Consider the following 13956-nt stretch of genomic DNA (forward strand, 5'->3'; position numbering starts at 1 on the left):
ATGCTGTTCACCTTTCTCCTTGTCGTCCAGGCGATCATCGCCTTCGCGCTCGTCACTGTCATTCTGATGCAGCGGTCCGAGGGTGGCGGGCTTGGGATGGGTGGCGGTGGAAGCCCGTCCGGCCTGATGTCGGCGCGTGGCGCGGCGGATTTCCTCAGCCGGGCGACCAAGATTCTCGCGACTTTGTTCGTGGGCATGAGCATCGTGCTGGCTGTGATTGCCGCCACGCAGCACCGGGCCGCGACGATCGATACCTCGCTGGTCGGCCAGTCCGGCACCAGCGACATGTCCGCGCCGATTGCGGATGGCGATGGCATTTCCGGCGCGGCCAACAGCGCGGCGGCACCGGCCGGTCCGGCCTCGGCGCCTGCCAATGGTGCGGCCGGCGCCCCGCTCGCGCAGTAACGATCCACCAGTTTTTTTCACCGGTAGCGGATTCGTTCGCTTGCCCTTCCGTTCGAGTTCAGCGTAAGCCTCCTCTCCCATGGCGCGGTTCATATTCATCACCGGCGGCGTGGTCTCCTCGCTTGGAAAAGGCCTTATGGCTGCGTCGCTTGCGGCGCTCCTTCAAGCGCGTGGCTACAAGGTCCGCACCCGTAAGTTCGATCCTTACCTCAATGTCGATCCCGGCACGATGTCGCCCTATCAACATGGCGAAGTCTATGTGACGGACGACGGGGCGGAGACCGATCTCGATCTTGGCCATTATGAGCGCTTCACGGGCGTTGCGAGCCGGCAGGCCGACAATGTGACGCAAGGGCGCATCTACCAGACGATCATCCAGCGCGAGCGGCGCGGCGATTATCTGGGCGCCACCGTGCAGGTGATCCCGCACGTGACGGACGAGATCAAGCGCTTCGCTCTGGCCGAGACGGACGATGTCGATTTCGTGCTGTGCGAGATCGGCGGCACGGTGGGCGACATCGAGAGCCTGCCGTTCATGGAGGCCATCCGCCAGCTCCGCAATGAGCTGGGCCACGGCCAGACCGTGCTCGTGCATGTGACGCTGGTGCCCTATATTGCGGCGGCCGGCGAGTTGAAGACCAAGCCGACCCAGCATAGCGTGCGCGAGTTGACTTCGCTCGGCATTCAGCCCGACATTCTGCTCTGCCGCACTGAGCATCCGCTGCCGGACAGCGAGCGGGCGAAAATCGCCTTGTTCTGCAATGTGCGCACGGAAGCCGTGATTCCCGCGCTCGATGCCAGCAGCATCTATGCCGTGCCGGTGCAGTATCACCGCGAAGGGCTGGACCGCGCCGTGCTGAGCGCCTTCGGCATCGAAGACGCGCGCGAGCCGGACCTCACGCGCTGGTTCGACATCATGGACCGGCAGGTGCACCCTGAAGGTGAAGTGACCATCGGCGTCGTCGGCAAATATGTCGGTCTGCCGGATGCCTACAAGTCGCTGCACGAGGCGCTCGTGCATGGCGGGCTGGCCAACCGCGTGAAGGTGAAGGTCCAGTGGCTCGATGCCGAGCTGTTCGAGGCCGAAGACAGCGACATCGCGGCCCAGCTCGAGCCGATGCATGGCATTCTTGTGCCGGGCGGCTTCGGCGTTCGCGGTTCTGAAGGCAAGATTGCCTCCGTGCGGTTCGCGCGGGAACGGGGCGTGCCCTTCTTCGGCATCTGCCTCGGGATGCAGATGGCCTGTATCGAGGGTGCCCGCAACACCGCCGGGATCGAGCGCGCCTCGACCACCGAGTTCGGTGAGACGAGCGAGCCGGTCGTGGGCCTCATTACCGAATGGATGAGCGCCGAGGGGTTGCAAACCCGGCATGTCGATACCGACCTTGGCGGCACCATGCGTCTGGGCGCCTATCCGGCCAAGCTGAGCGGCAACAGCGTCGTTTCCAGCATCTACGGTGCCGAGGATATCAGCGAGCGCCATCGTCACCGTTACGAGGTGAACGCGGCCTATCGTCAACCGCTCGAACAGGGCGGCCTCATCTTCTCGGGCATGTCGCCGGACGGCACGCTGCCGGAGATCGTCGAGCGGCCGGATCACCCATGGTTCATCGGCGTGCAGTTCCACCCGGAGCTCAAGTCCAAGCCGTTCGATCCGCACCCGCTGTTCGCCAGCTTCATTGCCGCGGCGCTCAAGCAGAGCCGACTCGTCTGATTCTGCACCAGCCATGGACGGCCCGTTTCCGGATCGTTCATGGTGAAGGGCGTAGACGAACCGCTTGCCGCACCCTATGTGGGTGCGTCTTACCGGCCGGGATGCCTGCGACTTGCAATTGATGATCCTTCTGTCTGCGCTTCTTGCGTCGCTCTCCGGCCTGATGGTCGGCGAGAGCCGCGTGGCGCCTGCGCAGGTGGAACTGAGTGCAGAATCGCAGCAGGCTCCCTCCAGTGAGCAGGCGATTGCGGTCGCACGGGTCTTGTCCAGCGCTGACACGGGGGCCGAGGCCGTCCTTATGCGGGCCGATCAGGCTCCGGCGCTGGTGCTGCCTGCCCGTAATGGCCGCACCCATCTTTCCCTGAAGCAGAGCTGGCTGATCTAAGCCCGCCGCAGGCCGCCATGTTGCCGGTCTGCCATTCTGCTGTTCGCGCGCTGGCTCCCGGCGCGTTCGCTTGCCGGTGTGTGAACCGGCGCCCGACCTTTCCGTTTTCAGACAGGAATTTCCGATATGCTCGGCGGCGTTGCCAAATTCTTCTTCGGCTCTTCAAATGAGCGTTACGTCAAGTCTCTCAGCAAGACGGTCAATCAGATTGCCGCATTCGAGCCGACGATGGTCGCCATGAGCGATGATGAGCTGAAGGCGCAGACGGCCAAGTTCCGCAGCCAGCTCGCCGACGGCGCGACGCTCGACCAGATCTTACCCGAGGCGTTCGCGACGGTGCGTGAGGGCGCGAAGCGCGCGCTCGGCCAGCGCCATTATGACGTTCAGATGGTCGGCGGCATCGTGCTCCACCGCGGCGAGATCGCCGAGATGCGCACCGGTGAAGGCAAGACGCTGGTCGCGACGCTCGCGACCTATCTCAACGCGCTGCCCGGCAAGGGCGTCCACGTCGTCACCGTCAACGACTATCTCGCCCGGCGCGACTGCGAATGGATGAGCCAGCTCTACAACTTCCTGGGACTGACCACGGGCGTGATCGTGCCCAACCTCTCCGAGCCGGAGCGTCGCGCGGCTTATGAGGCGGACATTACCTACGCCACCAACAACGAACTCGGCTTCGATTATCTGCGCGACAACATGAAGTATGAGCGTGACCAGATGGTCCAGCGCCCGTTCAATTACGCGATCGTCGACGAGGTGGACTCGATCCTGATCGACGAGGCGCGCACGCCGCTGATCATTTCCGGCCCGACGGACGATAAGTCCGAGATGTACATGTCCGTCAACGCGCTGGTGAAGAACCTTGCGGACGAGGATTACGAAAAGGACGAGAAGCAGCGCTCGATCGTGCTGACCGAGGACGGCACCGAGAAGGTGGAGCGGATGCTGGAGGATGCCGGGCTGCTCCAGGGCGCCAATCTCTACGATTTCGAGAACACGCAGGTCGTCCATCATGTGAACCAGGCTCTGCGCGCCAACTTCATGTTCCGGCGCGACATCGATTATATCGTGAAAGACGGCAAGGTCGTCATCATCGATGAGTTCACCGGCCGCATGATGGACGGGCGCCGCTGGTCTGACGGTCTGCACCAGGCCGTGGAAGCCAAGGAAGGCGTGAACATCGAGCCGGAGAACCAGACGCTGGCTTCGATCACCTTCCAGAATTATTTCCGCATGTATCCCAAGCTCTCGGGCATGACTGGTACGGCGGCGACCGAGGCGGCGGAATTCTACGACATCTACAAGATGAACGTGGTGACCATCCCGACCAACCTGCCAGTGCAGCGTCAGGACGATCAGGACCTGTTCTACAAGAGCCTTGAGGACAAGTTCAAAGGCATCGCCCGGACGATTGGCGAACATGCCGCCAAGGGTCAGCCAGTGCTGGTGGGTACCGTCTCCATCGAGAAGTCCGAACTGCTCTCCAGCTTCCTCAAGGAAGAAGGCGTGAAGCATTCGGTGTTGAACGCGCGCTTCCACGAGCAGGAAGCCGGCATCGTGGCACAGGCCGGGCGGCTCGGCGCGGTGACCATCGCAACGAACATGGCCGGGCGCGGCACCGACATCAAGCTGGGCGGCAACCTGGAATTCCGGGTTGAGGACGAGCTCAAGGACATGCCGGAAGGCCCGGAGCGCGATGCCGCAATTGCGCGGATCGAAGCGGAAATCGAGGCCGAACGCCAGCAGGTGCTCGCCGCCGGCGGCCTGTTCGTGCTCGGCACGGAGCGGCATGAGAGCCGCCGTATCGACAACCAGCTGCGTGGCCGCTCGGGTCGTCAGGGCGATCCGGGTCTGTCCCGCTTCTACCTCAGCCTCGATGATGATCTGCTGCGCATCTTTGGCCCGGATACCCTGTTCGCGCGCATGATGCGCTCAAGTCTGGAGGATGGCGAGGCGCTTCCGCCGTCCAAGTGGATGAGCAAGGCGATCGAGACCGCGCAGAAGAAGGTCGAGCAGCGCAACTACGAAATCCGCAAGCAGGTCGTTGAGTATGACGACGTGATGAACGACCAGCGCAAGGTCATTTACGAGCAGCGCAGCGAGATCATGGATGCCGAGACGGTCGGCGACGTCGTCACCGAGATGCGCCATGAGACGATCAACGACATCGTCGGCGCCGCCTGTCCTCCGGGCACCTACCCCGAGCAGTGGAACATTCCGCAGCTCAAGGAGCGCCTTGAGGCGGTGATGAGTCTGACGCCGGACATCGATGGCTGGCTGACCGAGGACGTGGTCGATCCGGAGCTGTTCGTCGAGCGCCTCATCGCGCTGTCCGATGCCGCGCTGGCGGAGAAGGTCAATGATCTCAAGCCCGACACCTGGGCGCAGATCGAGAAGAGCATCCTGCTGCAGAATCTCGACCATCACTGGAAAGAACATCTGGCGACGCTTGATGCCCTCCGGCAGGTCGTCCACCTGCGCGCTTATGCGCAGAAGACGCCGATCAACGAGTATAAGCAGGAGGCGTTCGCCCTGTTCGAGCGGATGCTGGAGAACATCCGCGAGGATGTCAGCCGCACGGTGAGCCATGTGCAGTTCCAGATGCAGGATCCTGTGCCGCCGCCGCTGCCCGAGCTGCCGGACTTCCTCACCAGCCATATCGACCCGTTCACGGGTGAGGATAACAGCGCGGACATCGATGCCGGCACGCGCGGGTTCATCACCACCACCATTCCGCGCGCCGCAACGGCTGCGGCGGTGGGTGAGGGCAATCCCTATGCGGGTGAGGAAATCAGCCGCAACGCGCCGTGCCCCTGTGGTTCCGGCGAGAAGTACAAGCATTGTCACGGCGCGCTCGCCTGACAACGATCCTGACAAAGATCTGATGGCCGGGCGAAAGCCCGGTCACGTCCGCCCGGCGGCCGTCAGTCGGGCTGCGAGTCCCTGGGCGCCAGCCACACCAGCCCAATGAGGCTGATCACCGCCGCGCCAGAGAGGTAGAGGCCAACGGCGCCCACGCCATGCGTGCTCACCAGATATTGCGCGGCAATGGGTGCCATAGCCCCGCCGATGATTCCGCCCACGTTGAAGGCGAAGGACGAGCCGGAATAGCGCACGCGCGGCGGGAAGAGAGCGGTCAACCATTCGCCGAGCGGGCCGTAGGTAAAGCCCATCAGCAGCAGCGACATGGCGAGGATGAGGAAGAGCGCCAGCGGATTGGCGGCGTCGAACCCGGCGCCGAAGACGATGCCGAGCGGTACCGTCGCGGCGCAGCCGGCGATCAGCACACGGCTCGCCGAGCGCATGTCCGACCACCAGCCGGCGACGATGATCCCCAGCGCGAGCATCAGGATGGCCGCAAGCTGTATGGTCAGCACCTCGCTGCGCGCCATGCCGATGTTCACCGTGGCATAGCCCAGCGCGAAGGCCGTGGAGATGTAGAACAGCGCGAAGCAGCAGACGACGGCGAGCGTGCCGGCCATGGTTGCGCGCACATGGCGGGTGAGCAGTTCCGCTAAGGGAATGGCTGCCGGTGGCTCGGCCTCCAGCGCCGCCTTGAATTCCGGCGTCTCGCCCATCTTCAAGCGCACCCACAGGCCGATGATGACCAGCAGCGCGCTAGCGAGGAAGGGGAGGCGCCAGCCCCACGCCATGAATTGCGCATCGCTCAGCCAAAGGCCGAGTAGCAGGAACAGGCCATTCGCGGCGACAAAGCCCAGCGGTGCGCCAAGCTGCGGCATCATGCCGAAGCGCGCGCGCCAGCCCGGCGGGGCATTCTCCACCGCCAGCAGCGCAGCACCGCCCCATTCGCCGCCAAGACCGAAGCCCTGGCCAAAGCGTAGGATGCAGAGCAGCAGCGGCGCGACCCAGCCGATCATCGCATAAGTCGGCAGGAAGGCGATCAAGAAGGTCGAGCCGCCCATGAGCATGAGCGAGGCGACGAGCGTCGATTTGCGGCCGATCCGGTCGCCATAATGGCCGAACACGGCGGCGCCGAGCGGGCGCGCCAGAAAGGCGAGGGCGAAGCTGGCATAAGCCGCCATCAGCTGCGCTGTCGGCGACGTGGCGGGGAAGAAGAGCGGACCGAAGACGAGGCTCGCCGCTGTCGCATAGATATAGAAATCGTAGAACTCGACCGTGGTGCCGGCCAGACTCGCGACGAGCACGCGGCGGTGCTTCACCATAGCGGACAGGCCGCTGGGCGCCGGCGTTCCGGCGGTTGCTGCGTCGTTCAAAGTTGGGCCCCCTCACATATGACGGCGATGCCCTAGCTCAATTCCGGGCAGCAGCGCTAGATGGCGCGGATGGGGGTGACAGGAGAGGGATCAGCGCCGGCGCTGCTGGTTCAGCACTTCATAGGCCATCACGGCCCCGGCGACGGAAGCATTGAGGCTGTCCGCACGGCCCTTCATCGGTATTTTGACCAGCAGGTCGCAGGCGGCCTCATAATCGGCGGGCAGGCCTCGCGCCTCATTGCCGATCACCAGAAAGGTCGGGGCCTCGTAACGCGGCGCCTGATAATCGTGCTCGGTGTTGAGGCTGGTGCCGACAAGCTGGCCCGGCCCCCCGCGGAGCCAGCTGAGGAAGTCAGCCCAACTTGCCTGTGCGATGGATTGGGTGAAGAGGGCGCCCATCGAGGCCCGCACCGTCTCGACGGAGAAGGGATCGACACAGTCATCCACAAGGATCACGCCGCCGGCGCCGACCGCATCGCCGATGCGCAGCAGCGTGCCCAGATTGCCGGGATCGCGCATGGCCTGCGCGACGAACCAGATCGGCGCCGCGCTGCGATCGAGCGCGGAGAGGGGTGTCAGCCGGTCGGGATAGACGCCGACGAGCGTCTGCGCATTGTCCTTGCCGGAGATCTTGCCGAGAATATCCGCGCTGGTGAGGATGACATCGCCGCCTTGCGCCTCGACCGCCGCGATTAGCTCGTCGGCCAGCGGATGCGGGCGGGCATCGCTCGCCATGAACAGCATCTCGGGCAGAATGCCGCGCTCGCGCGCTTCGGTGAGGATACGCAGGCCCTCGGCCAGAAACAGGCCTTCGCGCTTGCGCAGCTTCTTTTCCCGCAAGCCGCGCACGCGCTTGACGAGCGGGTTGGAGAAGCCGGTGATTTCGCGGGGCATGGTCAGCAGGGCCGCACAGGATCAGTCTTCGCCGAAGCGATTTTCGACCAGCTCGATGACGGCAGCCAGCGCCGCCGGGGCATCGTCACCGCTCACGGAGACGGTGATATCATCGCCCATGGCCGCGCCCAGCATCATCAGGCCCATGATCGATGTGCCGACCACTTCCTGCCCATCCTTGCGCACCATGATGGTCGCCGGCAGGCTGCTCGCGAGCGTGACGAACTTGGCGCTTGCCCGCGCGTGCAGGCCACGCCGGTTGGCGATGCGCACTGTTGCGCTGGCTGTCTCGCCGCTCAAGTGGCGTCTCCGAGCAGCTCCGAGGCCACGCTGATATATTTGCGGCCCGCTTCCCGCGCGGCGGCGACCGCCTGCGTGACGCTCATATTGCGGCGGGCGCTTTCGAGACGGATCAGCATGGGAAGATTGACGCCGGCAATCACTTCCACGCGCCCGGCGTCGAGCAGGGAAATGGCGAGGTTGGAGGGGGTGCCGCCGAACAGGTCGGTCAGCAGGATCACGCCTGAGCCATCATCGACGCGCTGCACGGCGGCGGCGATGTCGGCGCGCCGCACCTCCATATCGTCATCGGGGCCGATGCAGACGGTTTCTATGGCCTGTTGCGGCCCTACGACATGTTCCATGGCGACGCGAAATTCCGTCGCGAGCCCGCCATGGGTTACGAGCACGAGTCCAATCATGGTGAGTGTGCGCCCCGCCCTTCGATTTCCGTTGGTACGATTTCTTTTTTGCCCTGGCGCCGGTTCTCATAGGCGTCCAACTGGACTGAATCCAGATTGCGGTGCGCAATGGTGGGCGAAAAGCCCGCCCGGCGCAAGCGTTCTGCGATCTCTTCCGTCACGCACACCGAGCGGTGGCGACCGCCCGTGCAGCCAAAGGCGATGGTGACATAGGCTTTCCCCTCCTCGCTGTAGCGAGGAAGGATGGTGACCAGCAGCTTCTCGATCTGGCCGACGGCCGCCTCGAACAGCGTGTCGGCCATCACATAATCGCGGACATCGGGATCGAGGCCGGTGAGCGGGCGCAGCGTCTCGTCCCAATAGGGATTGCGCAGGAACCGCATGTCGAACATCAGGTCGGCATTGCGGGGAACGCCGCGCGCAAAGCCGAAGGACAGCAAGGTCAGGGTCGATTCGAAACTGCCAGCGAAGCGCTGGCGGATCGCCTGCTGCAGGCCGTTGCTGGTGAGGTCCGAGCTATCGACGACATGCTCCGCCGCGCGGCGGAGCGGTTCCAGCAGCTCGCGCTCGCGGGCAATGCCGTCCGCCGCCGGGCGATCAAGGGCGAGAGGGTGGCGCCGCCGCGTCTCGGCATAACGCTGCTCAAGCACCGTGCCTGAGCAATCGAGGAACAGCATCTCGACCTCATAGCCGGTGCGCTCGCGCAGGGCGGCAATTGCAGAGAGGATCGTATCCGCCGCAAAGCCGCGCGTGCGGCTGTCGATGCCGATGGCGACCGGGCGGCCCGCCTGTTGCTCATGACCGGCCGGCAGCGGGGCAGCCAGCAGCCGGTCGAGCAGCACCAGCGGCAGATTGTCGACCGTTTCCCAGCCGGCATCTTCGAGCGTGCGCAGGCTGGTCGATTTGCCGGCGCCCGAAAGGCCGGTGACCACCAGGATGCGCTTGGCGCCGGGAGCATGGGGGGCAGGTGACAGGGCAGGGGGCTGGTCCATGCCTACCCCTTCGCCTGCCCATCGAGACGAAGCAATGCCCATTCGGCCTTGATCGGGGCGGAAGGCTCCAGACCGGCCAGCACGACCAGCGGGAGTTCGACACCCAGAAGGGAGAATGTGGACCCGATGTCAGGCATGCGCACGGGCGCTTCATCCAGTCTGATCGCAAGACACGCAATCACGCCACCGACATGGGGCGTTTCGACAATGCCAAGGTGGCGAATTTCCAGCTTGCCCGCAATGGTTTCCGGCGCGTCAAGGATCAGCTTGCCGTCCCGCTTTGAGGCGCGGGTGTAATCGTCGCTGATCAGCATCGCGCCGCGATCGATGAGGCGCAGGGCAAGGTCCGACTTGCCGGACCCGCTTCCGCCGATCAGCAGCACGCCCTTGCCTCCGATGGCGACACTGGTAGCGTGGATGGTTTGGCAATGGGCGGGATCGTTGCTCATGTGCCGCTGCGCGCCTTAGCGCTGTTTGGCGGGGGCACATCCTGCTCGGCCAGCGGCAGGGTCACGACAAATCGCGCACCGGCCTTGCCATCGAGGCGCGCCTCGACATGGATGGAGCCGTGGTGGCCCTCCAGAATGGTGCGGGCGATGGCAAGACCCAGGCCGCTGTGATTGCCAAAGCCGTCCCGCTCCGGACGCACGCTGTGGAACCGCCGGAAGATCGCTTCCCGCTCGCGCTCCGGCACGCCGGGTCCCTCGTCTTCCACTGCCACGATAGCCTTGCTGTCTTCGGCTGACAGCGTCAGGCGAATCCGCCCGCCATCGGGTGAGAAGGAGCGGGCATTGTCGATGAGATTATCCACCACGCGGACCAGTTTCTGCGGGTCACCGGAGACGAACACGGCGCCACGGCCCGGCCCTGCATAGCTCAGGCGAACGGCGGGGCCATCCTCCCGCGGTGCATGATTGCGGACCATGCGGCCGATCATGCGCCCGAGATCGATGGTCTCGAACGGTGTGCGCGAGAGCTGTGCGTCGATGCGGGTTGCCTCGGCAATGTCGCTGACCAGCCGGTCGAGCCGGCGCACGTCGTCCTGCGCGATGGCGAGCAACTTGGCCTGCAGGGCCGGGTCCTTGATCTGGGCCAGGCCCTCGAGGGCCGAGCGCAGCGACGCGATGGGGTTCTTGAGCTCGTGACTGACATCTGCCGCGAAGGCATCGGTCGCATCGATGCGCTGGCGCAAAGCCTGGCTCATGTCGGAGACGGCGCGGGCCAGCATCCCGATTTCGTCGCGCCGATCCGGCAGACGCGGCACGATGACTTCCCGCGCGCGCCCCAGGCGCACGCGCACCGCAGCCCGCGCCAGTCGTCGCAGCGGGAGCACGATGGTCCGGGCAAGAAAGAGCGAGAGCAGCACGGACACGAGAATTGCCGCCGCAAAGACGAGCGCAATGCGCAGGCGCTCGGCACGGACGATATCCGTGATGTCTCGCGTGTTGGCGGTGGCAAGCAATACATCGCCGCGCCCGGCTTCATCGAGCGGGCGGGCGACACTGAGGAAAGGGGTGCGGTCCGGTGCGAACCGATAGGCCGAAGCGGGCGCGCGAGTGCGGGCGGCCTCGCGGGCTTCCGGCCAGGCGTCGCGGCGATCCTGTGCCGGCTCCTTCACATAGGCTGGGCGGTCGGCCAAGGCGATGGTCTCGACAACGCGGTCCAACACGCGCGCCAGCTTGATGTGGAGCGGATCGCGCATCGGATCACGCAGCGTGTAGCTGGGTGGGGTCAGCCGAAAGCTATCGGCCAGCTTGGTCCCGTCCGCATCATAGATGCGCAGCCGCAAGCCCGTTGTTTGCGCCGTGCGCAGCAGCAACCGGGCGCGATCGCTGGCCGGGGCTGTCTCCATCGCAGCGGCGATCAGGGCGGTTTCCCTGCTGATCGACACCAGCCGGCCATCGATCAGCCGCGCACGATAGCTATCGAGATAGAAGAAACCGCCAGCCAGGATGGCAAGCGCGAAGATGTTGACCGCGAGGATCCGCCGGGTGAGCGAGATGCGCGTCGTCCATTCGCCGCTCGCCAGGCGATCCTCATTCCTCGTTGAAGCGATATCCGGCGCCATAGAGCGTATCGATTGCGTTGAACTCGGGGGCAACTTCGCGGAATTTCCGGCGCAGGCGCTTGATGTGGCTGTCGATGGTGCGGTCGTCCACATAGATGTCGTCCTGATAGGCGGCATCCATCAGTTGATTGCGGGTTTTCACAATGCCGGGCCGCTGGGCCAGCGCTTCGAGAATCAGGAACTCAGTGACAGTCAGCGCGACGTCCCGGCCATCCCATTGCACCCGGTGGCGGGCGGGGTCCATGCTCAGCCGGCCGCGTGCGATGGTTTCGGTCTCGCCTTCGCCGCCATTGTCATCGCGCGGCTGGCTGAGTGCCGTGCGGCGGAGCAGCGCCCGCACCCGCGCAATCAGCAGCCGCTGCGAGAAGGGCTTGGCGATATAATCGTCCGCGCCCATCGCAAAGCCAAGGGCTTCGTCCAGCTCGTCGGTCTTGGAGGTCAGGAAGATGAAGGGCAGATCGCTCTTCTCCCGCAGCCGGCGGAGCAACTCGATGCCATCCAGATTGGGCATCTTGATGTCGCACACCACGATATCCGGAGGGTTCTCGATCAGCGCCTTGAGCGCGGCCTGACCGTCCGGATAGAGTCGCGTCATGAACCCTTCCGCGATCAGGGCGATGCTGAGCGAGGACAGGATGTTCCGATCGTCGTCGACCAGGGCGATGGTAGCGCTCATCGAGCTTTGCGCCGATCCTCTGACTATTGCTGGTCATTCGGCCTAGACGAACGCGGGACCGGGCGCAACCTGGGCCGGGCGGACGATAGGGAATCCGCTGTTTTGTCCCGCCACCGGACGAAAGCGACAGATGCGCGGCACTGCACAACGGGTGGCGTTTGACGCTGGGCCATCAAACCCTTATGCGCCGGGGACGGGGCTGAATTTGAAGTTTTCTCGCGGAGGACGGCCGTAGGAGCCCGCCCTGCGTTTTTGCTTAGGAGACAGGTGTGCAGGTTATCTCTTCCTTTGGTCTTGGCGACCAAGGCATATCGACGTCGGCTGACGTCAAATGGAATCTTCTGACCGCGCCGTTGGTGGAAGAAGCGGTTCGCAACGGCGAGGGCGTGCTGGCCAAGGATGGGCCGCTGGTCGTCGAGACCGGCAAGCACACCGGCCGCAGCGCGAAAGACAAGTTCATTGTGCGCGATGGTACGACCGAGGACACGGTCGCCTGGGGCGATGTGAACGTGCCGATGACGCCGGCGCAGTTCGCCACGCTCAAGGCGGATTTCTTCGCGGCACTGGGCGACAAGAAGCAGCTTTACGTCGCCGACCTGTTCGGCGGGTCGCAGCCCGAGCACCGCGTCAACGTGCGCGTGATCAACGAGTTTGCCTGGCACAATCTGTTCATCCGCACGCTGCTCGTGCGCCCCGAGCGCGATGAGCTGGCCGGCTTCAAGCCCGAATATACGATCATCGATCTGCCGACCTTCCGCGCGGACCCCGCCAAATATGGTTGCCGCAGCGAGACGATCATCGCGGTCAACTTCACCGAGAAGCTGATCCTGATCGGCGGCACGGCCTATGCCGGTGAGATGAAGAAGTCGGTCTTCTCCATCCTCAACTATCTGCTGCCGGCCAAGGGCATCATGCCTATGCACTGCTCGGCCAATATCGGGCCGAATGGCGACACGGCGGTCTTCTTCGGCCTGTCCGGCACCGGCAAGACGACGCTCAGCGCCGATGCCAGCCGCACGCTGATCGGAGACGATGAACATGGCTGGTCGGATACCGCCGTCTTCAACTTCGAGGGTGGCTGCTATGCCAAGATGATCCGCCTCTCGGCCGAAGCCGAGCCAGAAATCTACGCGGTTACGAAGCGCTTCGGCACGGTGCTGGAAAATGTCGTGATCGATCCCGAAACGCGCGAGATCGATCTGGATGATGCGACGCTGGCCGAGAACAGCCGCGGCTCCTACCCGATCGACTTCATCCCCAATGCCTCAGCCGACAATCTCGGCCCAGTGCCGAAGAACATCATCTTCCTCACCGCTGATGCCTATGGCGTGCTGCCGCCGATCGCGCGTCTCACGCCCGATCAGGCGATGTATCACTTCCTCTCGGGCTATACCGCGCGCGTCGCGGGTACGGAAATCGGCGTGACCGAGCCGCAGGCGACCTTCTCGACCTGCTTCGGCGCGCCGTTCATGCCGCGTCGCCCGAGCGTCTACGGCAATCTGCTCAAGGAGCGGATCGCCAAGGGCGGCGTGAAGTGCTGGCTGGTCAACACCGGCTGGACCGGCGGCAAGGCAACCGATCCGGGCATCAGCCGTATGCCGATCAAGGTGACGCGTGCGCTGCTCAACGCAGCGCTCGACGGCAGCCTGAACAACGCCGAATTCCGCATCGATCCCAATTTCGGGTTCGAGGTGCCGGTGGCGGTTGGTGATATCGACCCCAATATGCTCGATCCGCGCGCCGCGTGGAGCGACAAGGCGCGCTATGACGAGACGGCCGCCGAGCTGGTCGGCAAGTTTGTCGCCAACTTCGCGCAGTTCGAGGCCGACGTGGACGCGTCCGTCCGCGACGTGCTGAAGTCGCCCGTCGCGGCCTGAACCCGCGCC

13 protein-coding genes are annotated in these 13956 nt (G+C 64.6%); 5 read left to right on the plus strand and 8 right to left on the minus strand.

The genetic code is table 11. The features are described from left to right. Positions 1 to 3: 3 nt before the first annotated feature. From secG to secA, 4 genes are all read left to right on the plus strand, one after another. Entirely contained in the window at positions 4 to 405 is a 402-nt protein-coding gene (gene secG, locus M2339_RS04740; RefSeq protein WP_181561429.1) for a preprotein translocase subunit SecG, read from the plus strand. A gap of 79 nt (positions 406 to 484) precedes the next feature. Further along, a complete protein-coding gene (locus tag M2339_RS04745; RefSeq protein ID WP_264587323.1) occupies positions 485 to 2119 on the plus strand; it encodes a CTP synthase in 1635 nt (544 codons plus the stop codon). A gap of 121 nt (positions 2120 to 2240) precedes the next feature. Beyond that, the gene (locus M2339_RS04750) at positions 2241 to 2504 is read left to right on the plus strand and encodes a hypothetical protein (protein ID WP_264587322.1); all 264 of its coding nucleotides are present in this window, start codon (positions 2241 to 2243) and stop codon (positions 2502 to 2504) included. Positions 2505 to 2630: 126 nt separating this feature from the next. Next, on the plus strand, positions 2631 to 5366 hold the full coding sequence (gene secA / locus M2339_RS04755; protein ID WP_264606172.1) for a preprotein translocase subunit SecA: 2736 nt from the start codon (positions 2631 to 2633) through the stop codon (positions 5364 to 5366). A gap of 62 nt (positions 5367 to 5428) precedes the next feature. Here the strand turns inward: secA and M2339_RS04760 are convergent, their stop codons facing one another. The 8 genes from M2339_RS04760 to M2339_RS04795 all read right to left on the minus strand — a co-directional run bounded on the left by M2339_RS04760 (position 5429) and on the right by M2339_RS04795 (position 12070). Continuing rightward, positions 5429 to 6688: an MFS transporter gene (locus M2339_RS04760; protein WP_264588359.1), complete on the minus strand. Its 1260-nt coding sequence runs from the start codon at positions 6686 to 6688 to the stop codon at positions 5429 to 5431. A gap of 141 nt (positions 6689 to 6829) precedes the next feature. After that, positions 6830 to 7633 carry a TrmH family RNA methyltransferase gene (locus M2339_RS04765; RefSeq protein WP_264587320.1) on the minus strand — a complete coding sequence of 268 codons (804 nt, stop codon included), beginning with the start codon at positions 7631 to 7633 and terminating at the stop codon, positions 6830 to 6832. A gap of 21 nt (positions 7634 to 7654) precedes the next feature. Beyond that, positions 7655 to 7933, minus strand: coding sequence for an HPr family phosphocarrier protein (locus M2339_RS04770; protein WP_181559870.1), 279 nt, complete (start codon positions 7931 to 7933; stop codon positions 7655 to 7657). Next, the gene (locus tag M2339_RS04775) at positions 7930 to 8334 is read right to left on the minus strand and encodes a PTS sugar transporter subunit IIA (protein ID WP_181559869.1); all 405 of its coding nucleotides are present in this window, start codon (positions 8332 to 8334) and stop codon (positions 7930 to 7932) included. Before M2339_RS04775 ends, M2339_RS04770 begins: the two co-directional genes overlap by 4 nt. Further along, positions 8331 to 9326 carry an RNase adapter RapZ gene (gene rapZ, locus M2339_RS04780; protein ID WP_264587319.1) on the minus strand — a complete coding sequence of 332 codons (996 nt, stop codon included), beginning with the start codon at positions 9324 to 9326 and terminating at the stop codon, positions 8331 to 8333. Before rapZ ends, M2339_RS04775 begins: the two co-directional genes overlap by 4 nt. A gap of 2 nt (positions 9327 to 9328) precedes the next feature. Next, on the minus strand, positions 9329 to 9775 hold the full coding sequence (locus M2339_RS04785; RefSeq protein ID WP_264587318.1) for an HPr kinase/phosphorylase: 447 nt from the start codon (positions 9773 to 9775) through the stop codon (positions 9329 to 9331). Next, on the minus strand, positions 9772 to 11394 hold the full coding sequence (locus M2339_RS04790) for a sensor histidine kinase (protein ID WP_264587317.1): 1623 nt from the start codon (positions 11392 to 11394) through the stop codon (positions 9772 to 9774). Before M2339_RS04790 ends, M2339_RS04785 begins: the two co-directional genes overlap by 4 nt. Next, the gene (locus M2339_RS04795; RefSeq protein WP_264573007.1) at positions 11363 to 12070 is read right to left on the minus strand and encodes a response regulator transcription factor; all 708 of its coding nucleotides are present in this window, start codon (positions 12068 to 12070) and stop codon (positions 11363 to 11365) included. The genes M2339_RS04790 and M2339_RS04795 overlap by 32 nt, the downstream gene beginning before the upstream one ends. A gap of 269 nt (positions 12071 to 12339) precedes the next feature. On the opposite strand from M2339_RS04795, the gene M2339_RS04800 reads away from it, so the two are divergent. Beyond that, positions 12340 to 13947, plus strand: coding sequence for a phosphoenolpyruvate carboxykinase (locus M2339_RS04800; RefSeq protein ID WP_264587316.1), 1608 nt, complete (start codon positions 12340 to 12342; stop codon positions 13945 to 13947). The last annotated feature ends 9 nt before the right edge of the window (positions 13948 to 13956 follow it).

It is taken from the genome of Sphingobium sp. B2D3C, assembly GCF_025961835.1.
Classification (GTDB): domain Bacteria; phylum Pseudomonadota; class Alphaproteobacteria; order Sphingomonadales; family Sphingomonadaceae; genus Sphingobium.

Bases quoted from the DNA above. Each gene is read 5' to 3' on its own strand.
- M2339_RS04750 (WP_264587322.1), top strand. From the start codon at position 2,241: ATGATCCTTCTGTCTGCGCTTCTTGCGTCGCTCTCCGGCCTGATGGTC.
- M2339_RS04785 (WP_264587318.1), bottom strand. From the start codon at position 9,775: ATGAGCAACGATCCCGCCCATTGCCAAACCATCCACGCTACCAGTGTC.
- secA (WP_264606172.1), top strand. From the start codon at position 2,631: ATGCTCGGCGGCGTTGCCAAATTCTTCTTCGGCTCTTCAAATGAGCGT.
- M2339_RS04765 (WP_264587320.1), bottom strand. From the start codon at position 7,633: ATGCCCCGCGAAATCACCGGCTTCTCCAACCCGCTCGTCAAGCGCGTG.
- M2339_RS04745 (WP_264587323.1), top strand. From the start codon at position 485: ATGGCGCGGTTCATATTCATCACCGGCGGCGTGGTCTCCTCGCTTGGA.
- rapZ (WP_264587319.1), bottom strand. From the start codon at position 9,326: ATGGACCAGCCCCCTGCCCTGTCACCTGCCCCCCATGCTCCCGGCGCC.
- M2339_RS04790 (WP_264587317.1), bottom strand. From the start codon at position 11,394: ATGGCGCCGGATATCGCTTCAACGAGGAATGAGGATCGCCTGGCGAGC.
- M2339_RS04795 (WP_264573007.1), bottom strand. From the start codon at position 12,070: ATGAGCGCTACCATCGCCCTGGTCGACGACGATCGGAACATCCTGTCC.
- M2339_RS04775 (WP_181559869.1), bottom strand. From the start codon at position 8,334: ATGATTGGACTCGTGCTCGTAACCCATGGCGGGCTCGCGACGGAATTT.
- M2339_RS04760 (WP_264588359.1), bottom strand. From the start codon at position 6,688: ATGGTGAAGCACCGCCGCGTGCTCGTCGCGAGTCTGGCCGGCACCACG.